This window comes from Frankia alni ACN14a, from assembly GCF_000058485.1.
GTDB lineage: Bacteria > Actinomycetota > Actinomycetes > Frankiales > Frankiaceae > Frankia > Frankia alni.
In genome coordinates, this window is sequence record NC_008278.1 from 2591300 (window position 1) to 2611162 (window position 19863).

General features: G+C 71.2%; 17 protein-coding genes. 5 read left to right on the top strand and 12 right to left on the bottom strand.

Annotation, left to right across the window (positions count from 1 at the left end; genetic code table 11):
- Nucleotides 1–241 precede the first annotated feature (241 nt).
- Nucleotides 242–1933, top strand: a complete 1692-nt coding sequence (locus FRAAL_RS10360; RefSeq protein ID WP_231861603.1) for a CocE/NonD family hydrolase — start codon at nucleotides 242–244, stop codon at nucleotides 1931–1933.
- Here the strand turns inward: FRAAL_RS10360 and FRAAL_RS10365 are convergent.
- The 12 genes from FRAAL_RS10365 to FRAAL_RS10400 form a co-directional block, all read right to left on the bottom strand.
- On the bottom strand, nucleotides 1925–2443 hold the full coding sequence (locus FRAAL_RS10365) for a P-loop NTPase family protein (protein ID WP_011603528.1): 519 nt from the start codon (nucleotides 2441–2443) through the stop codon (nucleotides 1925–1927). The two genes, FRAAL_RS10360 and FRAAL_RS10365, sit on opposite strands and share 9 nt — an antisense overlap.
- Nucleotides 2444–2461: 18 nt before the next feature.
- Entirely contained in the window at nucleotides 2462–2935 is a 474-nt protein-coding gene (locus tag FRAAL_RS10370; protein ID WP_011603529.1) for a VOC family protein, read from the bottom strand.
- Between the two features lie 152 nt (nucleotides 2936–3087).
- A complete protein-coding gene (locus tag FRAAL_RS10375) occupies nucleotides 3088–4701 on the bottom strand; it encodes an MFS transporter (protein WP_011603530.1) in 1614 nt (537 codons plus the stop codon).
- A 23-nt stretch (nucleotides 4702–4724) separates the two neighbouring features.
- Complete coding sequence (locus FRAAL_RS10380; protein ID WP_011603531.1) at nucleotides 4725–6320, bottom strand: FMN-binding glutamate synthase family protein; 1596 nt, start codon at nucleotides 6318–6320, stop codon at nucleotides 4725–4727.
- Between the two features lie 256 nt (nucleotides 6321–6576).
- A complete protein-coding gene (locus tag FRAAL_RS36050; RefSeq protein WP_157892330.1) occupies nucleotides 6577–6822 on the bottom strand; it encodes a VOC family protein in 246 nt (81 codons plus the stop codon).
- Nucleotides 6717–7262: a hypothetical protein gene (locus tag FRAAL_RS32880; protein WP_011603532.1), complete on the bottom strand. Its 546-nt coding sequence runs from the start codon at nucleotides 7260–7262 to the stop codon at nucleotides 6717–6719. The genes FRAAL_RS36050 and FRAAL_RS32880 overlap by 106 nt, the downstream gene beginning before the upstream one ends.
- Before the next feature lie 506 nt (nucleotides 7263–7768).
- Nucleotides 7769–8137, bottom strand: a complete 369-nt coding sequence (locus FRAAL_RS32885; RefSeq protein WP_157892036.1) for a hypothetical protein — start codon at nucleotides 8135–8137, stop codon at nucleotides 7769–7771.
- 319 nt (nucleotides 8138–8456) lie between these two features.
- Nucleotides 8457–8975, bottom strand: coding sequence for a PH domain-containing protein (locus FRAAL_RS31540; protein ID WP_157892037.1), 519 nt, complete (start codon nucleotides 8973–8975; stop codon nucleotides 8457–8459).
- Nucleotides 8976–8988: 13 nt separating this feature from the next.
- Nucleotides 8989–10332, bottom strand: coding sequence for a condensation domain-containing protein (locus tag FRAAL_RS10390; protein ID WP_041939114.1), 1344 nt, complete (start codon nucleotides 10330–10332; stop codon nucleotides 8989–8991).
- A gap of 1442 nt (nucleotides 10333–11774) precedes the next feature.
- On the bottom strand, nucleotides 11775–12539 hold the full coding sequence (locus FRAAL_RS32890) for a lysozyme family protein (RefSeq protein WP_011603538.1): 765 nt from the start codon (nucleotides 12537–12539) through the stop codon (nucleotides 11775–11777).
- A gap of 519 nt (nucleotides 12540–13058) precedes the next feature.
- Complete coding sequence (locus FRAAL_RS10395; protein ID WP_011603539.1) at nucleotides 13059–13916, bottom strand: hypothetical protein; 858 nt, start codon at nucleotides 13914–13916, stop codon at nucleotides 13059–13061.
- Nucleotides 13917–14158: 242 nt separating this feature from the next.
- A complete protein-coding gene (locus FRAAL_RS10400; RefSeq protein ID WP_197537260.1) occupies nucleotides 14159–15388 on the bottom strand; it encodes a citrate/2-methylcitrate synthase in 1230 nt (409 codons plus the stop codon).
- 105 nt (nucleotides 15389–15493) lie between these two features.
- On the opposite strand from FRAAL_RS10400, the gene FRAAL_RS10405 reads away from it, so the two are divergent.
- The 4 genes from FRAAL_RS10405 (at nucleotide 15494) to FRAAL_RS10420 (ending at nucleotide 19858) form a co-directional block, all read left to right on the top strand.
- Complete coding sequence (locus FRAAL_RS10405; protein WP_157734335.1) at nucleotides 15494–16963, top strand: citrate/2-methylcitrate synthase; 1470 nt, start codon at nucleotides 15494–15496, stop codon at nucleotides 16961–16963.
- A 320-nt stretch (nucleotides 16964–17283) separates the two neighbouring features.
- Nucleotides 17284–18120 carry an ABC transporter substrate-binding protein gene (locus FRAAL_RS10410; protein ID WP_011603543.1) on the top strand — a complete coding sequence of 279 codons (837 nt, stop codon included), beginning with the start codon at nucleotides 17284–17286 and terminating at the stop codon, nucleotides 18118–18120.
- The gene (locus FRAAL_RS10415) at nucleotides 18117–19019 is read left to right on the top strand and encodes an amino acid ABC transporter permease (RefSeq protein WP_063822626.1); all 903 of its coding nucleotides are present in this window, start codon (nucleotides 18117–18119) and stop codon (nucleotides 19017–19019) included. The genes FRAAL_RS10410 and FRAAL_RS10415 overlap by 4 nt, the downstream gene beginning before the upstream one ends.
- Nucleotides 19016–19858 carry an amino acid ABC transporter ATP-binding protein gene (locus FRAAL_RS10420; protein ID WP_011603545.1) on the top strand — a complete coding sequence of 281 codons (843 nt, stop codon included), beginning with the start codon at nucleotides 19016–19018 and terminating at the stop codon, nucleotides 19856–19858. The genes FRAAL_RS10415 and FRAAL_RS10420 overlap by 4 nt, the downstream gene beginning before the upstream one ends.
- Nucleotides 19859–19863 lie beyond the last annotated feature (5 nt).

Consider the following 19863-nt stretch of genomic DNA (forward strand, 5'->3'; position numbering starts at 1 on the left):
AATCCCCACGTCACGCGATCGCACTGGCCTGAAGGCGCCATACGTCCCCGGGGAGTTACTTGCGCATATCGGACGTAAACGGATAGACCAGGGCCCGTCAGGGGTGGGGATGACCGATGGGAGACCTGAGAAAATGCCTTCGTGGCACGGGCGCGCCGACCACCGACCGCCCCCTCGCCAATTCCGGCCGTCCATCGCACTGTTGTCGACGGCGCTGGTGTTGGGCCTCCTTCTCTGTGCCGTGGCCGTCGGCCTCGGTCGCGGGCATGATGCGTCTCCCGCCGGCCTGGTTCCCGCCGCGGCGCCGATGGCCGGCGTCCCGGCGGCACCGTCCTCCACGCTCGACCCGTCGACGGCCGCCGCCCCGAACGCCCGGCCGCCGGGCGGATCGCTGATCCCCACCGCGGCGCCCGCCGCGCCGACGAGTACCGCGCCGACGAACCAGGTCACGATCCGGACCGCGGACGGCACGACCCTGACCGCGATCACGGGCGTGCCGTCCGGCGGCGGCGCGCATCCCCTCGTCGTGATCCCCGCGGCCTGGGGATTCCAGGACACCAGCATGCAGACCCAGGTCGACCTGCTGGTGCAGCGCGGTTACGCCGCCGTCGCCTACACGACCCGCGGCTTCTACGGCTCCGGCGGCACGGTGGACGTCGCCGGTCCGCTGGACGTCTCGGACGTCTCGGACGTCATCACGTGGGCGAGCAACCACTTCGCCGTCGTCGGGGATCGGATCGGCGTCGCCGGCCTGTCCTACGGCGGCGGCATCGCCCTACTGGCCGCGGCCGCCGACACCCGCATCCGGGCGGTCGCCTCACTGAGCGGCTGGGTGGACTTCGGCACGTCCCTCTACGACGCGAACACCCGGCACAAGGCGGCGCTCGACCTGATGACGTCGCTGCAGGAGAAATCCGGCCGTAGCAGCGCGGAGTTCCGCGGGATCGTCGACGACTACCGGGCTTTCCGCAACATCCCGCGGGTGTTGTCCTGGGCGAGGACGCGCGGCGCCACGGCGTACCTCGACCGGTTCAACGCCCGCCGGCCGGCAATTTTCATGTCGACCTCCTACAGCGACGGTTATTTCCCGCCGGCCTCCCAGCTTGCCTTCTTCGACCGGCTGACCGGGCCCAAGACGATCCGCCTCAGCCCCGGTGACCACGCCACGAACGAGATCGGCGGGCTGTTCGGCATTCCCAACGAAACCTGGACGGCGGCCTGGGACTGGTTCGACCGTTTCCTGATCCCCACGTCGGCCGCCGCGAAGGGAACGGCTCCCGCGCCGGTCCGGCTGCTCACCGACGGCGGCGCCGTCGAGACCTACCAGAGCGTGGCCGGCATCACCGGCAACCACACGACCCTGCAGCTCGGCCCCGCGGTGCTCGGCACGGGTGAGCTCTCGGCCTCGGCCCCGACCGGGGACTGGTCGACGACGTTCAGCGCGGACGCGGACACCACGGCGAACGCCGGCACGATCCTGGTCACGAAGTTCCTGGAGGGACTCACTCATCGGCCTGACGAGCTGAACCTCGGCACGGTCGACCGCAAGCACGGCGCGGTGTGGCAGGCGGCGCCGACCTTCGCGACCCAGCAGGTCCGCGGCGCGCCGGAACTGCACCTGACCGTCACCCCCAACTCGGACGCCGGCACCCTGGTCGCCTACCTGTACGACACCGACGGCCAGGGCCGCTCGACGCTGATCGCCAAGGCGGTCGACAGCTATCAGGAGGCCACCCCGAACGTCGCGTTGCCGCTGCGGCTGACCTTCGACCCGGTCGCGCACGATCTGTCGTTCGGCCATCGGCTGTCGCTGGTCGTCGACACCCGGGACGCGCTGTTCTACGACATGAACCGCGCTGACGGGACCGCGGCGATCAGTTCGCCCGCCGCCGACCCGTCCGAACTGGTGGTGCCGCTCGCAGCGTCACGCTGACCGGACGGGGGACCATGCCTTCGTCTCGCGGCGGCTGCGCAGTCGGACGAGCTGCCGGCCGTCCGGATCACCGGCCGCGAAACGACCGCCGTAGCTGATGCGGTATTCGCCGTGCTTGCGCCAGGACCAGCGAATGGGATGGCTGGCCCGATGCAGCGAGCGCCAGCGCTCCCGGTTGCCGTTCCACAGCGGCCTGCGCAGCACCAGCCGGCCGGCCGTGCGCCGGATGACCTGCCACTCCACGAGCCACCGCGGCAGGTCCAGCCAGACGATCGTGTCCGCCCGCGCCCACACGAGCTCCCGGACCGCGGAGTAGTTCCCGTCGACGACCCAGGCGGGCGCCGCCGTCGCCGCGTCCACGTCGGCGGCGAAGGTCGGCCGCACGGTCCAGCCGGGACCGTGATGCAGGGCGTCGAGCTCGACGTGCGGGACGCCGAGCGTGGCGGCCACCCGCCGGGCGAACGTGCTCTTACCGGAGCCGGACGCGCCGAGGACGAGGATTCTGGACACTCGGCCGATCTTAGGAGATCAGGCGCCCTCCGCGGCGCGGCGGAGCTCCGCGATGTCGATCTTCTTCATCCGCAGCATCGCCTCGGTCGCCCGTCGCGCCCGGTCCGGATCGGGATCGCCGAGCAGCTCGCCCAGCGCGGTCGGCACGATCTGCCAGGACAGCCCGTAGCGGTCCTTGAGCCAGCCGCACTGGCTCTCCTCGCCGCCGTCGGTGAGCCGCGCCCAGTACTCGTCGACCTCGGCCTGGGAACCGCAGAACACCTGCAGGGAGATGGCTTCCGTGAAGGTGAACGCGGGCCCGCCGTTGAGCGCGACGTACTCCCGCCCGTCGAGCTCGAACTGGACCGTCATCGCCGTGCCCTCCGGACGCATGCCGCCCGGACCGTAGCGGGCGATGTTGGTGATCTTCGAGTTCGGGAAGATCGACGTGTAGAACTCCGCGGCCTGCTCGCCCTGATCGTCGAACCACAGACACGGGGTGATGGAGGACATGGGCTGAGCCCTTCTGTAGGACCGGGGTGGCCGGGTGGACGACGGCGGCGGCGCACGCCGTTCGCCGGCGATGCGTCCCACAGCCCGGAACCGTAGCCACCCCCACCGACAGTTTTCGCCAGGCTGCGCCGGCGACATCGGCCCCGGTCGGGTCAGCGCGGCCCGCGTGCTCCCCCCGACCCGCCGCCAGGGCGCCGCCCGGGGTCGTCGCCGGGTGCTGGGCCGGTCGCCGACGCCGCCGCCGGCCCGCCGGTGAGGCGCCGCGAGTCCGGATGCGGCGGCGGTGGCGCATCCAGACAGCAGTGGCTCCACCGCGGCACCGGGGTGAGCGGTTCCCGCGGCGCGGCGGGGCGGGTCGCCGCGTCCGCCGTGGCCGGCCGGGGCGGGTTGCGGATGGTCAGTGCGGCGATGACGCCGCCGAGCGCGCACAGCCCGGCCGCGAGGAGCACCGCGGTGTGGAAGCCGCGGGAGAACTCCGCCGGGCGCAGGTAGGACGCGCCGGTGATGCCGGCGGCGGCCGGCAGGACCGCGACGGCGATCAGACCGGCCGCGCGGGCCACGTCGTTGTTCACCGCCGAGGCGATGCCCGCATGCCGCGCGGGCACGGCGGACAGGGCGGTCGAGGTCAGCGGCGCCACCGTCACGGCCAGGCCCAGGCCGAACACGGCCACGGCGGGTAGGACGTCGGTCAGGTAGCTCCCGGCCGCGTCTACTCGGCGCAGCAGCGCCAGGCCCACGCCGACGAGCACCGGCCCGACGCTCATCTGCAGCCGCGGGCCGATCCGGGCGGCGAGCGCCCCGGACCGGGCCGACAGCAGCAGCATGATGACCGTCACGGGCAGCAGCGCGACCCCGGACCGCAGCGCGCTGTAGCCGCAGACCTGCTGGAGCTGGATCGGCAGCAGGAACAGGGTGCCGCCGAGCGCCGCGTAGACGGTGAAGGTCACCAGGTTCGTCGCGGCGAACTGGCGGGCGGCGAACAGCTCCAGCGGCAGCATCGGCGCCGGTGTCCGACGTTCCCAGCCGACGAAGGCGACGAGCAGCAGCGCGCCGGCGACGAGGGCGACGAGCACGGGCGGCCCGGTCCAGCCGGCGCCCGGTCCCTCGATGAGCCCGTAGGTCAGCCCGACCAGGCCGAGGGTGACCAGCGCCCCGCCGACCACGTCGACCCGCCCACCGACCTGCGGGTCGCGGGACTCGGGCACGTGCCGCCAGGCCAGCACGATGACCGCGGCGGCCACCGGCAGGTTGATCAGGAAGATCAGCCGCCACGACCAGACCTCGACCAGCCACCCGCCCAGGAACGGACCGACCGCGGTCGCCACCCCGCTGAGCCCCGACCAGGTGCCGATCGCCCGACTGCGGTCCTGCGGCGCGAAGCTCGCCTCCAGGATCGCCAGGCTGCCCGGGGTCAGCAGGGCAGCCCCCACCCCCTGCAGGGCACGGGAGCCGATGAGTACCGGCCCGCTCGGCGCCACAGCGCAGCCCATCGAGGCGACGACGAACCACACCACGCCGACGAGGAACGTCCGACGCCGCCCGTAGCGGTCTCCGAGGTCCCCGGCGACCAGCAGCAGTCCGGCCAGGGTCAGGGTGTACCCGGTCACGACCCACTGCAGCGACGACAGGCCGGCGTGCAGGTCACGGCCGATCGCCGGCAGCGCGATACCCACCACGGTCGCGTCGATCGAGGCGATCGCCGAGCCGAGCACCGTGGCCGCAAGGACCCACCGGCCGGCCGGGCTGTCGACCCGCAAGCCGTCCATCCGGCCACCTCCCGGCTCCCTGCCTACACCACGACCCGGAAGTGGTCGGGGTCGGCCGCGGCCCAGTCGACGGCCCAGCCCGCGGGCGGCTCGGCGAGCAGCTCGCCGGGCTCCAGCCAGGAGTAGAGCTCGGCGTAGCTGCGGGTGTCGGTGTGGGTGAGCCGGCGCATCAGCATCCCGGGATGCAGCTCGTCCGGGTGCGCACAGCCCAGTGAGGCCATGAGCTGCACGGCGGTGGCGACCGTGGCCTGCTGGTAGCGGCGAACCCGCTCGCCCTTGTCCGCGACGTCGAGGGCGCGGGCGCGGCGCGGATCCTGGGTGGCGACCCCGGTCGGGCAGGTGTTGGTGTGGCAGCGCAGCGCCTGGATGCAGCCGACCGCCATCATCATCGCGCGGGCCGAGTTGGTGTAGTCCGCGCCCTGCGCAAGCCGCTTGACGATGTCGGTGCCGGTGGCGACCTTGCCGCTCACCCCGATCCGGATCTGGTCTCGCAGCCCGACGCCGACCAGCGCGTTGTGCACCATGATCAGCCCCTCGGTGAGCGGGGTGCCGACGTTGTCCTCGTATTCCAGGGGCGCGGCACCGGTGCCGCCCTCGGAACCGTCGACGACGATGAAGTCCGGGGTGACGCCCTCAGCCAGCATCGCCCGGCAGATCGCGAGCAGCTCCCGGCGCGACCCCACGCACAGCTTGAACCCGGTCGGCTTGCCCCCGGCGAGTTCCCGCATCCGCGCCACGAACAGCACCAGTTCCCGCGGGGTGGCGAACACCCGGTGCCCCGGCGGACTCTCGCAGGTCACCCCGGCCGGCACGCCGCGGGCCGCGGCGATCTCGGCGCTGACCTTCGCCGCGGGCAGGATGCCGCCGAGCCCCGGCTTCGCGCCCTGGCTCAGCTTGAGCTCCACCATTTTCACGGCCGGCAACGCCGCCTTGTCCTTGAACATCGCCGGGTCGAAGTCGCCGTCCCGGGTGCGCGCGCCGAAGTAGCCGCTGCCGATCTCCCAGACGAGATCGGCGCCGTAGCGCAGGTGATGGTCGGTCAGCCCGCCCTCGCCGGTGTCGTGGGCGAACCCCCCGGCGGCGGCCCCACGGTTCATCGCCAGCACCGCGTTGCCGGACAGCGAGCCGAAGCTCATCGCGGAGACGTTGAGCAGGGCGATGTCGTACGGCTGGGTGCAGTCCGGGCCGCCGACGCGCACCCGCGGTGGCGGTGCGTCCGGTGGGACGGGGACCGGGACGGTCGTGTGCGGCAGGAACTCGTAGCCGACGGCGTTGACGTCCCGCTCGGTGCCGAAGGCCTGATCGCTGTGGATGCCCTTGGCCCGCTCGTAGATCGTCGTGCGGATCTCCCGATCGAACGGACGGCCGTCGACGTTGCGCTCGACGAAGTACTGCTGGATCTCGGGCCGGATGCTCTCCAGCAGGAAGCGGAAGTGCCCGGCCACCGGGTAGGTGCGCAGGATCGCGTGCCGGCGCTGGACGACGTCGTGGACCGCGAGCGCCAGCAGCGCGGCGAACACCGCGACCGCCACCCACCAGCCCGCCGACCAGAACAGCGCGGCGACCAGCGCCGCCGCGGTGAGTATGGCCAAGCCCGACAGCATCCCCAGCGGGAACATCGCGCGTCCTCTCCTGCGCCGCCGCCGAGCGGCGCGGGGGCCGGCCGAGAGCCACCCCGAGGTTTCGCGCCGTCGCGACGGGTTCGACGCTATACGCCGCGACAGTCAGGCCTGCTCCGATTCGCTCCGCGCATCGGGGGTGCGCCGCTACGCCCAGCTCGGACGTCCCGCCCGACTCGACCGGCCGCGATCCGTGGCGGCGGGGCGCAGGGGAGACGCCAGCGTCAGGCGTGAGGTCGCGTGGCCGCTGCCGACGTCAGCCGGTGACGAAGCAGAACTCGTTGCTCTCCGGGTCGGCCAGGACGAGGACGCCGCTGGTGTCGTCCTCGACCACGTCGCCGAGGTGGGTGGCGCCGAGGGCTTCGGCCGCCGCGGCGGCGCGCCCAGCAGCGCGGACTAGAACCTGAGTCCTCGCATCGTACGGATCTGATGACCAACAAGGCGCATAAAAGCGCGGAGCCGCTCGGCTGTCACAGAATCGTCTTCCGGGATGGAAGTCAATTGGCCTTGGAGGTTCTCATCCCACACCGCCGCGGCGAGACGGACGGTGGGACGCAGCAGACGTGGCTGCGGGTTTCGTACGAGGCACACCACAATGTTCTGCAGCCGGGAACGATACGCTTCGATGTCGACGGAATTTGCGATTCGAGACATCAGCTTCGATTTCATGTATCCCGACCGAAAACACCACGGATCGGCTTCGAGGAACAGGACTGCCGTCTCCAGCTCCGTCGGAGCACCGGCTCGGAGGGCGGCTGCGGCAGCCTCGAAAGGCGCATAGTAGTCTCTTACCGATGCTTTGAAGAGGCCGGCCTTCTGTTCCCATCTCCGCCATGATTCCTGGTCGAGGTTGCGCAGGGCACACAGTGTTCTGACCTCAGCTCGAAGCCCTTCCAGTGCCTGGGCGTCAGTTGCGATGCGATCCGTCGAAAAAAGGGTCAATCCGCATCCTTGTGTTTGGTGGAATTCTGGTGTCGCGCTGGGTTCCTGCTGTCGCCGTCGTGCGCGGAGTCAGCTGCGGAAGGCGGTGACGGGCGTTCTTCGGCCGCTGTCGAGGACTGATTACGCGGGCCCTCGCTCCATCCTTGCCAGATCCAGACGCACAGGGCTGCAACGATGAGAACCATGCCCGCTGCGAAAGGGACGATCGATGTCCAACGTCGCCCTCCAGGCGAGAGCTCGACCTGATTGAGTGCCAGGCCGGCACACAGAAATGCCCTCGCGAGCGATGTCGATCTCCGGGCTCCACCGACAATGGGTCGCCCTCGGATCACCTCGATGAGAGAGTAAAGAGCGACCGCGCCAAGTACGGGCGACAGCCCAAGGGTGTACGCCATCCCACCAGTATGGCCCGTCGGCGGCGCGGCGCGGACCGAATTCCCATGTAGACGAGGCCGGCAGACTCGGCGTTGTCGTCGCCTTGGGATTGCAATGCTGCTGTGATGCGTCTAGCCGGACCTTCGGACGCGTTCCAACACCCAGTCCGGCACGGCTGGTGGACCCTGTTCGACGGTGCCCATCCAGCCGATTCCATGTCGATCGAGTACAAGACGGAAAGCCCTCCAGTCGAGGGGCTCCTCGACGAACTGAGATACTAGTTCGAAGGCCATTTCCGCTGGCGATTCGAGGGAATCATCATCGCTGTTCCTCGGATTTCTGTGAACCTCCCACCTGACTCCGACCAGCACGTCTCGGCTGACGTATGACCAGCTTCGAAAGACGACGCAGACCGCTGAAGCCTCGCTCTCACCGTCAAGCCAGCTGGCAAGTGAGTTGCCCGCTGATTGCGGGTCGACCAGCGCGGCCTGCAGTGCCACCAGAACTTCGTGTGCCCGCACCGGAAGCCCTTCCTTCTCTGAACGGGTAAGTGGCTGCTAGTGTTCAGTTCTGTTGGTGAGGGCTGCCTTTTCTGGGCTCTTTGCCTGTCGATTCCATCTCCCTTGCATCCCTTCGCCGGGTCTCCGTGGCGGCACAACAAGATCGTGGCTGCATTGTATCGGCGTCGTTTGCAGATGTCGTGGACAGGCGATTCGATCAGTATAGCGGGATCCGGCCTGCTTACGCCGTGGTTGCGGCAACTGCTGCGGGATCCGCCGTGGCTGACCGTGCCGTCCACGGGGGCCGGCTCGCCGGAGGTCAGTGCGGCGTCGGTGGTTCCTGCACCTGGCGCCGTTCCGTGAGGAGTGATTCGAGGTCCGAGAAGACAGCCTCCATGAATCCAGCCCGCCGCAACATCATGCTGATGTTCGACCGCACGATCGCCGAACACCGGATTTCGGGTCGGCCGGCGGGCTGGACGTAGATTCGATCGTCGAGTCGAAGGCCTGCTATCTCGCTCCAGCGAAGCCGGTAGGATCTCAGTGGATTCCTGATCGTCAGGGATGTCTCGGTTGCGATTACGCAGGCGTGAACCCCGGTACGCCAGATGAAGGTCGCCCCCGCAAGATACACAAAGGGCATGGTGCAGGAGTACTCGCTCGGAAACTCATGTACCATGTGCCTGCTGTCGACGCCGGCAATAACCGCTGTCAACGCTGTACACAGACCCGCGAACCACGATGTTGAGAGGCTGCGAAAGACGTGAGCACCTGCGTCCCTCGACTTTCGCACCCGACCCCCTCTGGTCCGCTCCCGGGTCTCGGATGCGTCGATCACGATCGGCAGACGGTCAGCTCGGCTGCCGAGCCTCACCGTCGACAGCGGCCAACTCGGCAAAAGCCGCCTGGAAGATCTGGGCGAAGGCCGCGGCGGCGGCACGGCCGAAGAGCTGTCGGTGGTAGCCGAACGCGAGGTGAAGACCGGCGCCGTACCTGGTCGCGCCGATGAACAGCCCCTGGGGCATGCCGGCGGTGCCGGTGAAGAAGACCGAGGAGATCTTCGGGTTGTCGGAGGCGATGGCGGCGAGCGGCCCGAGGTTGCTGACGGCGGCGGAGGGGGTGATGAGCGGGCGCGCCGTGCGCACCCCCCACCGCAGCAGCGACCCTCGCCAGGGTCCGGGGATCCGTGCGGTGGTGGCCGCGCCGACCCTGCCGGCGACTCCCGCGATGGCGGGCGCGGCGGACTCCTGCTTCGCGCGCTCGGTCTGATCGACGATCCGGACAGCCAGTCTGACCAGGTCCGCCCGGTCGGCCGGCTCGCTGACAATCACCACCTGGCCGGTGTTGTTGCCACTCGTGCCGGGAGCGATTCCCAGACTGATGGGCATTCTGACGCGCAGTGTCCCGGCTTCCCCGCCGCGCCGACGGTTCCACCGGTCGATGGCGAGATGGGCCGCCGCGACGAGCAGGTCGTTGACGGTCATCCGACGACCGCCGGGCAGCAGCACGCGCCGCGCGGGCACCGGCAGGGTCAGGGGGTGGTAGCCATAGCCGGCGTCCCGGCTCGCATCCATGGGTGTGATGTGCCGGCCGGAGCGCTGGCTGAAGGCGGTCCAGCCGTGGGCCGCCGCCCGGGGAACGGGCGGCACACCGGCGGGACCGCCACCGGTGCGGGCCGCGACCGCGGTCTCGTCGGCCACCGCGGACTCTTCGGTGACCCCGTACGCGGAGAAGATCTCGGCCACGACGGCGGCGAGGCTCATGCCGTCGACCGCGAGGTGGTGCGCGACGACGGAGAGCTGGTCGCCGTCCGGCCGGTGCACCAACGCTATACGCAGGGGCGGGCTGGCGCGCAGGTCGAAGGGCGCCGACATCAGCATCTCGTGGATGCGCCAGCCGTCGCCTCCGCCGTCGACCCGCCAGACGGGATCTGCCGACGGCGCGGCGGTGAACCGCCATGCATGCTGGCGCGCGCCGTAGAGGCTCGCTCGCATCATGGGATGACGGTCGATCGCCGCACGCACCGCGAGCCGAAGTCGCGTCACTTCCACGGTGCCCATGGTCTGCACGAACAATCCGCAGGTCAGCGGCGCGCTGGCCCGGTCGGAGGCAGCCAGGATCTGCTCGCTCGGCGTGAGGGTCCGATCAGGAGCAGGCGCCGGCCAGTCGCCCCGATGCTCTACTTCTACGTGCACTGGCCCCCAGCCCCCCAGAACTAATCAGCACACGATATATGCATCGTGGAAGATCCCGTGGCCGGGTGCCGGCAGACCGCCGGCCGGGTGTGACCTGCCGTCCGCGCCCCGGTGGCAGGTCGTGGGGTCGGACGCGACGGCGCGCAGCCGCCCGCACCAGGCGATCAGAGTCCCGTGACGAGGGTGCTCACGATGGCCGGGGTGTCACTGGTGCCGAAGGCGCCGTTCGCGACGGCGGTCTGCGGTTCGCGGAAATTCCGGCAGGTCCACATCCGCGCGTCGGCGCCCGGCCTGCTCGGCGTCGTCGGGGGCCGGGCCGCCGACCGGCTGGATCGGGACCAGCCCGCTGCCTGGCGCGCCCGGATCTGGGCCGTCCCGATCGACCTTCCGCGGTCTACAACAGCACCGACAATTTGTCCGGAAGAATCTTGCAGGCGGTGCGGTGCGGTGCGGTGCCGGGCGGTGCGGTCCGGGCTGGAGTCCGAGCCGCACCGCCCGACCTGACGGAACTGTTGTCGCCGTGTTAGCTAGCCCATCCTTAGAGCGGACGACAGAGCAGGACAGTCAATTTCGGATGGACATTGGTCGGAGGCATAGTGATCGTTCATGCGCCTGTCGAACCGGCCGCTCGGTATCGCGCGGCGAACGAATTCGATCGCATGGCTCCTCGGCTCCCTGGTCCTCCCTTCTGGTGGGCTCGCTTATCTCCTTTCCGGATGGTTCCGGTCAAGAACTATCGCGACCACGCTTCCCACCATTATGCCGATAGGAATTCCGAAAACCAGGTTCGAGAGTTCGCGGTCGATGGCAAGGTCAACTGCCGGTAGAGTGATGGCGGTCACCAGCCCTGCCGTGAGTGCGCGACGATTATGCAGGACGCGTCCCAGTATCTGCCGCTGCCGGCGATCCCGAAAGTAAGTCACGATCGCGAATGCAATTGCCCCAAGAGGCAGAATCAGTGGACCGACGATACTAGGCACGAACTTCCCTTCAGCGACGGTGGCTGTCGCGGTAGAGGCCGACCGAACACGGTATTCTGATCTTCAAGCGGTTCCGTGATTCTCCGCGATCGCGGCTTCCGCGGAAAGGAGGCCCAGTGATGCGGCAAATACCACGTTGAAGGATGGGGGAGGGTGCCGGAGACCGCCGCGGCACCACCGAGTCCGTACGCTATGTCCCGTGTCTCCCTCCGATTGAAGTAGATCGTGCAGGAGATGTAGCCGTAGTTCCGATACCACTGGCCGGATGGATCCGAGTTGTAGGTGGGACCATCCCCCGCGTAGCTGTACAGGTTGCTCTGGTGGAGGCTTAGCTGGTTCGCCGGATCGGTCTGGGTGAAGCGGGCAAGGCTTGGGTCGTAGTAATTGTGGGTGTCGACGACGGTGGCCCCGCCGACCGTGTTGGTGATGTTAGCGCGGGTCCGCCGATTGAGGTTGTCGTAGCTATACGCCGTGGTGTGGGTACTGCCGTCGCCTCGGGGGGGTGGACGGGGGGAGGGGCCCAAGTCGGTCGGCTCGTTCCTTGGGAGGAGCGACACGACGAGCAGTGAGCTGCTGGGCCTGACGGTGGGGACGTCCGCCGGATGGTCCGCATCGTCGGCCGCGGCCCTCGGCGTAGGGGCGGGAGTGACGCGGGGCGGGGCGCGCCGCTCCAGGCCTCGCCGCCGGGGCGACCGTGCTGGGATCGGCGCCGGACGCCCGGGTGGGGGAGGCGGATCCGGCCGGGGTGGGGACGGGGGTGACGGGCAGGCTCGGCGAGGCGGGAACGGATGGGGACAGGGACGCCCGCGAGGTTGGTGGCGGTGCTGTCGGTGCCGCAACGGCGGCAGGTGGCGAGGCCGTGGTGGGGCGGGGCGGGGTGGCCTGCGCTGATGTGGGGGTCGCTCCGTCGGCGGTGTAGCCGGCGGTCCAGGCGAGGACGGCGTGCACGTAGCTGGTGGAGGGGTTGTAGCTGTAGATGGCGGCGCGGAGTTCGGTGGGGTCGGCCAGGTCCCGCTGGGAGCGGCAGAGGTAGCAGCCGCCGGGGGCGAGCGTGGCATCGTCGATGTTGGGGGGGCCGTGCGGGTCGCCGGAGTTGTCGCGGCCAGCCGTGCGCCAGGTGGCGGGGATGAACTGTATGGGGCCGACGGCGCGGTCGTAGGTGGTGTCGTGGTCAAGGGCGCCGTGATCGGTGTCGCGCACGAGGGCGTGGCCGTGGCGGCCGTCCAACGGTGGGCCGAGGATGGGCGAGGTGATGGTGCCGTCGGGGGTGAGGGGGCGGCCGATGGCGTGGCGGAGTCAATCTTGCCGATGCCGGCGAGAAGCTGCCAGGACAGGTGACAGCCGGGGCGCTCGGTGGCGGTGCGGGTTGCGGCGCTGTGATACGCGGCCAGAACGCGAGCGGGGGCGGCCCGATCGCGGGCGGTCAGGACGACGGTGGCGGCGGTGGAGCGGCCCACCGCAGCGTCGGCGAGGGCGTGATCGTCGGGGAGTGCGGGTGCTGGTGTCGCCGTGATGGTGGGTGGCGCGGCGGTATCGGTGGAGCTGGCAGGAAGGAGCGGCGGGATGACGAGGGATAACGGATAGGTGTGGGTGGCGGCCGGGGTGCACGGCCGGGACGGGCTCGAGGTTCTGCCCGGGGATTGCCGCCGCCGGACCGAGGCAGAGGGCGACGAGCAGGCCGATCACGGGTACGGCGGTGGCCGTACCGGGTCGGGCGGGAGCGCGGCCCCCGCCCGAACCAGGCGATCAGAGTTCGGTGACGAAGGTGCTCACGATGGCCGGGGTGTCGCTGGTGCCGAAGGCGCCGTTCGCGACGGCGGTCTGCGGTTCGCGGAAATTCCGGCAGGTCCACATCCGCGCGTCGGCGCCGACGCCCTTCCACGCCGTGATCACGGTGTTGCCCACGTAGGCCGCCGACGGTCCGGTGCTCGTTCCGCCGGGGGAGGGCCGCTGGGCCGACCAGCGTCCGTTCTGGAACTCCGCATGCCAGATTCCCGCGTCGTTTCCCGAGCCCTTCCAGACCAGGAAAAGGCCCTGCGGTGACGCGGCGAGCGCCGGGCCGTGGGTGGAGCCGCCGGGAAACGGATGGGGTTGCGCCCAGGTGTGCCCGTCGTACGTCGTCCAGTAAAGCCCCTGATCGCCGCCGGACCCCTTCCACGCCATGTACAGCAACCCGCCGTACGACGCGAGCGCCGGCCCGTGGGTCGACGAGGCCAGCCCGCCGGCGACTCGCTGCGGCCCGAGGTTCTCGGAGAACCAGATCGTCTGGTCGGGGCCGACCCCGCGCCACGCCATGACCGTGCGACCGTCATGGAAGGCCAGCGCGGGCCGGTCCTCGGTGCGGGGGGCGTCCGCCGGGGTCTGCTGGTCGGACCAGCTGTCGCCATACCAGTCCGCCGTCCAGATCCGGCTGTCGTCGTCGGCGCCGCGCCACGTCGCGCGGCCGGTCAGTCTCCCGTCGGAGGCGGCCCCGATCCCACCCCTGTTGGTGGCGAAATACCGCACCTGCTGCTGGTCGCGCCAACTGCCATCCGAATGCGCCCGGGACCAGAAAAGCCGCTGGTCGGCGTTCTTGCCCTTCCAGATCAGCATAGGATCGCTCACCAGACCGCCCCCGTCCGTAAATTCCCCGACCGGTTTTCGTCTCGCTTCCCGGCAAGGAACGACGCCCGGCCGCCGTGGTCGAGTCGTCGACAGAACCGATCCTACCCGGGTAAACACCGGGATGAACAGTCCGCGGTTTCGGCGGGCAGTGTCGCCCAGGCGACGGCATTGGCGCACCGAAAAGCGGCATGCGGATTCCGTAGCCCATCCGTACGCGTTGCGGATTCGGGCGACGGGACCGGCTACGGCGACGGGACCGGCTGTGGCGCGGGTGGGCCGACGTAACGGGCCGAGGGTCGGATGATCTTGCTGTCGGTGGCCTGTTCGAGGATGTTCGCCGTCCAGCCCAGCGTGCGGGCGACGGCGAACGTCGGGGTGAACATGTCCCGTGACAGCCCGCAGAGTTCCATCACCACCCCGGCGTAGAACTCGACGTTCGTGTGCAGCTCCCGGCCCGGCTTCAGCTCGGCCAGCAGCTCCACCACCCGCCGCTCGACCTGGACGGCGAAGGCGACGAGGTCGCCGCCGAAGTCCTCGGCGACGGCGCGCAGCAGCCGCGACCGTGGATCCTCGGTCCGGTAGACGGCGTGGCCGAAGCCCATGATCCGATCGCCGGCGAGGACGTGCTCGCGGATCCACGGATCGATCCGCTCGGGGCTGCCGATCTCGTCGAGGGTGTCCAGCGCCCGGCTCGGGGCGCCGCCGTGCAGCGGCCCGGACAGCGCGCCGATCGCCCCGACCACGCAGGCCACCAGGTCCGCCCCGGTCGACGCGATCACCCGGGCGGTGAACGTCGAGGCGTTGAAGCCGTGGTCGACCGTGCAGATCAGGTAGCGCTCGATCGCGCGCACCTGCGCCGCGCTTGGCTCCGCACCGGTGACCATGTACAGGTAGTTGGCCGCGAACGGCAGGTCGTCGCGGGGCGCCACCGGGGCGAGCCCGCGGGCCAGCCGGTGCAGCGCGGCGACGATCGTCGGGGTGACCGCGCCGACGAACAGGGCGTCGTCGACGCGGGCCGCCTCCTCGGTGTCGTACAGCGGGGCGGTGCCACGGGCGGCGCCGGCCAGCGACAGGGCCGTGCGCAGACCGTCGAGTGCGCCCCCGGCCCCACCGGCCCGGGCCAGCCCCGGCAGCAGCTCGCCGAGACCGGCCGGGAGCCGGCGCAGCGGCGCCACCCGGGCGGCGAACGCTGCTCGCGTCGCGGTGTCCGGCAGCTCACCGAACACCATCAGGTGCCAGACGTCCTCCAGCGAGCGGCGCTCGGCCAGCTCCACGGCCGAGTACTCCCGATAGTGGAAGAAGCCCTCGCGCCCGCGGACGTCGCCGAGCGCCGTCTGCGTGACGACCACCCCCTTCAGCCCCCGCGGGACGTCGGTGCCCGCCGGCGGGGTGGGCGGCGATGCCGCCGTCTTCGCCGCGTCCGCCCCGTCCGCCGAGCCGGTGCGGGCCGTGCTGCCAGTCATGATCACCATGGTTAGCCTCCTCGCCGTCCATGGTTGATCCTGTATGGATGCATTGTCAACGTTGATTTCAATCAACGTGAACCAGTACACTCGGCGGGGCGGAAGGGGGCGTGGATGGCTCATGGTGAGCGGCTGACGTCGCGCGAGGTCGCCGAGCGGCTCGGGGTGAAGCTCGAGACGGTCTACGCCTACGCCAGCCGGGGCCTGCTGCACAGTCAGCGGGCTGCCGGCGGCCGGGGCAGCACCTTCGACCCGGCCGAGGTCGAACGGCTACGCACCCAGGGCCACCCGCGAGGCCGTGCCGCGGTTGCCGGCGGGCTCGTCGCGGCTGGGGGGCTCGTCGCGACCGACGCGACCGTCGCAGTCGACGCGACGGCCGCGGTCGGCGGGATCGCCGCAGTCGACCGGACGGGCGCAGTCGACCGGACGGCCGCGGCCGGCGGGCTCGTCGCAGCCGACGATCGTGCGCGGGAGGCTGATGCCCCGCGCGGCGGGGACCTGCCGGCCGTGCGCACCCGGCTCACCCTCGTCGCGGAGGGGCACCTCTACTACCGCGGTGTCGACGCCGTCGAGTTCGTCGCCCGGCACCGCTTCGAGGAGGTGGCCGGCTGGCTCTGGCGCGGCCGGACGGACCCGGCGCCGGTGTTCATCGTCCCGCCGGATCTCGCCGCCACCCTGGAACGGGTCGGCGGGATCCTGCCCGCCCGCTCCAGGCTCACCGATCGGATGCGGGTGGCCGTCTCGGTCGCCGCGTCGAGTGACCCGCTGCGCTTCGACCTGCGCGAGGACAGCGTCCTGCTCACCGCCTGCACCCTCGTCGCGTCGCTCGTCGAGGCTCTTCCGGCGCCACCCGAGGCGTCCCAGGCAGTCGGGGGGCGCGCGACGGCCGGGGCGTCGCAGAGGACGGGTACTGCGGAGTCGGTGGGGGAGCGGGCGGGGATCGCCACGCGGCTGTGGGGCCGGCTGGCCGGTGGGGCGGGCGATGTGGTCGCGATCGCGTGCCTCGACCGGGCTCTCGGCCTGCTGGCCGATCACGATCTCGCCGTGTCCACGTTCGCCGCCAGGGTCGCGGCCTCGGCACGGGCGGACCCGTATGCCGTCGTCTCCGCCGGGCTCGCCGCCCTCGACGGGCCCCTGCACGGTGGCGCCAGCCGGCTGGCATACCGGCTGCTCGCCGAGGTGCTCGACCGGGGGGACGCGGTGGTCGTCGTCTCCGAGCACCTGCGCGCCGACCAGCGGATCCCCGGATTCGGCCATGGGCTCTACCCCGACGGCGACCCGCGTGCCCGCGCGTTGCTCGCGGCGCTCGCGGCGCTGCCGGCCGCCGAGCCCTTCCTGGCCGCCGCCGGCGAGATCGCCCGGGTGGCCGGGCGGGAGCGCGCGCTGAGGCCGAACGTGGACCTGTCGCTCGCGGTGCTCACCATGGCCGCGGGCATGCCCGCCGAGGCCGGCGAGGTGATCTTCGCGGTGGCCCGCACGGTCGGCTGGCTCGCCCACGCCCTGGAGGAATACCAGGAGACGCCGCTGCGCCTGCGCCCCCGCGGCGTCTACGCCGGCCCGCCGATCACCGGTCCACAGGCCTGACCCGTCGGCGCCGCAGCACCCCGGCACCCGCGGCACCCCGGCACCCGCGGCACCGGTGGGTCACGAGCCACCACGCTTCTTCGTATCTCTCCGTGGCCGTCTGTGTGCAGAATAGCGCCGAGGAGTAATGCCACTTTTCGAGCAAAAAACCGTACCGAAGCCTCGGCATGATGTGGCCGCGTTCCGGCCGGAAACCGAAGGGGGGCTCCCCGGTGATCGCTTTGTCATGGTTCGGCGGTAGTGTGTGCCAGCCCCACCGCTCAGCCTTCTTGCCTGCTCAGCGCGCCCCCACCCGGGTGGGGCTCCCTCGGAGGTCTCCGATGCCACGCCCACGGCGTCTCCCCGTCCTCGCCCTGGCCGCCGCGGCGCTGCTCGCGCTGGCCTCCTGTGCCGGCTCGTCGGGCGGCGGCTCCTCGCCGGACGGCCTGCACCTGGTCAAGTCCGGGCAGTTGACGGTGGCCACCGACTCGCCCGCCTACGCGCCGTGGTTCTCCGACGGCAAGCCGGCGAACGGCAAGGGCTTCGAGAGTGCGGTCGCCTATGCCGTGGCCGCCAAGCTCGGCTTCACCCCGGACAAGGTCCACTGGGTCACCGAGCCGTTCACCAGCTCGTTCGCGCCCGGCCCGAAAAAGTTCGACTTCGACATCAACGAAATCTCGATCACCCCGCAGCGTCAGCAGGCCGTCGACTTCAGCACCGGCTACTACGACGTCAGCCAGGCCGTCGTCGCGCTCAAGTCCTCCCGGATCGCGAACGTGACGACCCTCGCCGGGCTGAAGGGCGCGAAGTTCGGCGCCCCCGTCGGCACCACGAGCCTCGACGCCGTCACCCGGCAGGTGGCGCCCGTGCAGCAGCCGGCGGTCTTCAACGACCTCAACGACGCGAAGACCGCGATGGAGAACGGGCCGATCGACGGCATCGTCGTCGACCTGCCGACCGCCTTCCAGCTGACCTCCGCAGAGATCCCCGACTCGCTGATCGTCGGGCAGTTCCCCACCGTCGGGACGCCGGAGCAGTTCGGGCTGCTGTTCGAGAAGGGCAACCCGCTGGTCGGCAAGGTCAACGACGCCCTCGCCCAGCTCACCAGCAGCGGGGAGCTGCGCCGGATCACCGAGCAGTGGCTCGGTTCCCAGGCGGGGGCCCCCGTCCTGCGGTGACGGTCGCCTGGGAGCCCAGCGAGCGCGAGCGGGACCGCCGGCGGCTGCGGCGGCGCGCCCGGATGCGCGCGGGAGTGATCGCCGCCGCCAGCACCGCGATGGTAGCCGCGACCGCGGGCGTCGGGATCACCCACACGTCGGGCTGGCCGCGGGTGCGCCAGCGGTTCTTCTCCTGGTCGGAGATCGCCGACGCCTGGCCGGCCGCGCGCACCGGGATGATCGTCAACCTGGAGCTGTTCGCCGTCTGCGGGGTCGCGGCGGGTGCCCTCGGGCTGCTGGTGGCGCTGCTGCGGACCCTGACCGGCCCGGTGTTCCTGCCGGTGCGGCTGCTGGCCGCCGCCTACACCGACCTGTTCCGCGGCCTTCCCGTCATCCTCGTGCTGTACCTGGTCGGGTTCGGCGTGCCCGCCCTGCGGCTGCGCGGCCTGCCCACCGATCCGCTCGTCCTCGGCGGCGCGGCGCTCGTGCTCACCTACTCGGCCTACGTGGCCGAGGTGTTCCGGGCGGGCATCGAGTCGGTGCATCCGAGCCAGGTGGCCGCGGCCCGGTCGCTCGGCCTCACCCACGCCCAGACGATGCGCCGCGTCGTGTTGCCGCAGGCCGTCCGGCGGGTGACGCCGCCGCTGCTCAACGACGCGATCAGCCTGCAGAAGGACTCCAGCCTCGTCTCCGTGCTCGGGGTCGTCGACGCGGTCCGGGCGGCGCAGATCGCCACGTCCGCGAACTTCAACTACTCGCCCTACGTGCTGGCCGGCCTGATGTTTCTCGCGATCACCGTGCCGCTGACCCGGGTGACCGACCATCTCGCCGCCCGCTCCGCCCGCCGCCGCGGCGGCGGCCCCGGTGCCGGAGCCGGAGCCGGCCCCGGTGCCGGCGGCACGGCCGGGAGCGTGCGGTGACGGCGGCCGGCGACGGGGTCGGGCCGCCCGCGGCGGCGCCCAGCGGGCCGGCGTCGCCCGACGCGGCGGCGGTGCTGAGCGTGCGCGGGCTGGTGAAGCTCTACGGGGACGCCGTCGTGCTGCGCGATGTCAGCTTCGACGTCGGGCCCGGCCAGGCCGTCGTACTCGTCGGTGGCAGCGGGTCGGGCAAGTCGACGCTGTTGCGCTGCCTGAACCTGCTGGAGACCGTCGACGACGGCGAGATCCTGCTGGCCGGCGAGGAGATCACCGATCCGCGGGTGAACGCCGATCGGATCCGCCGCCGTATCGGCGTCGTGTTCCAGGCATACAACCTGTTCCCGCACCTGACGGTGCTGCAGAACGTCACCCTCGCGCCGGTCCTGGTCCACCGGGTGCCCCGCGCCGCCGCCCGCGACCGGGCCCGCGGGCTGCTCACCCGCATCGGGCTCGCCGACAAGCTCGACGTCTACCCCGACCGGCTCTCCGGCGGCCAGCAGCAGCGGCTGGCGATCGTGCGGGCGCTGGCGACCGGGCCGGACCTGCTGCTGCTCGACGAGATCACCTCGGCGCTCGACCCGGAACTGGTCGGTGAGGTGCTCGACCTCGTCGGCGAGCTCAAGCGCGACGGCCTGCCGATGGTGCTGGCGACCCACGAGATGGCGTTCGCGCGGGAGATCGCCGACGAGGTGCTCGTCCTCGACGGCGGTACGGTCATCGAGCGGGGCGCGCCGCGACGGGTTCTCGACGACCCCCACGAGGAGCGGACCCGCCGGTTCCTGGCCCGCCTCCGGGAGCCGGGTCCGCGGGGAGGCGCTGCGGGCCCGGCGCCGCGGCCGTGAGGTCG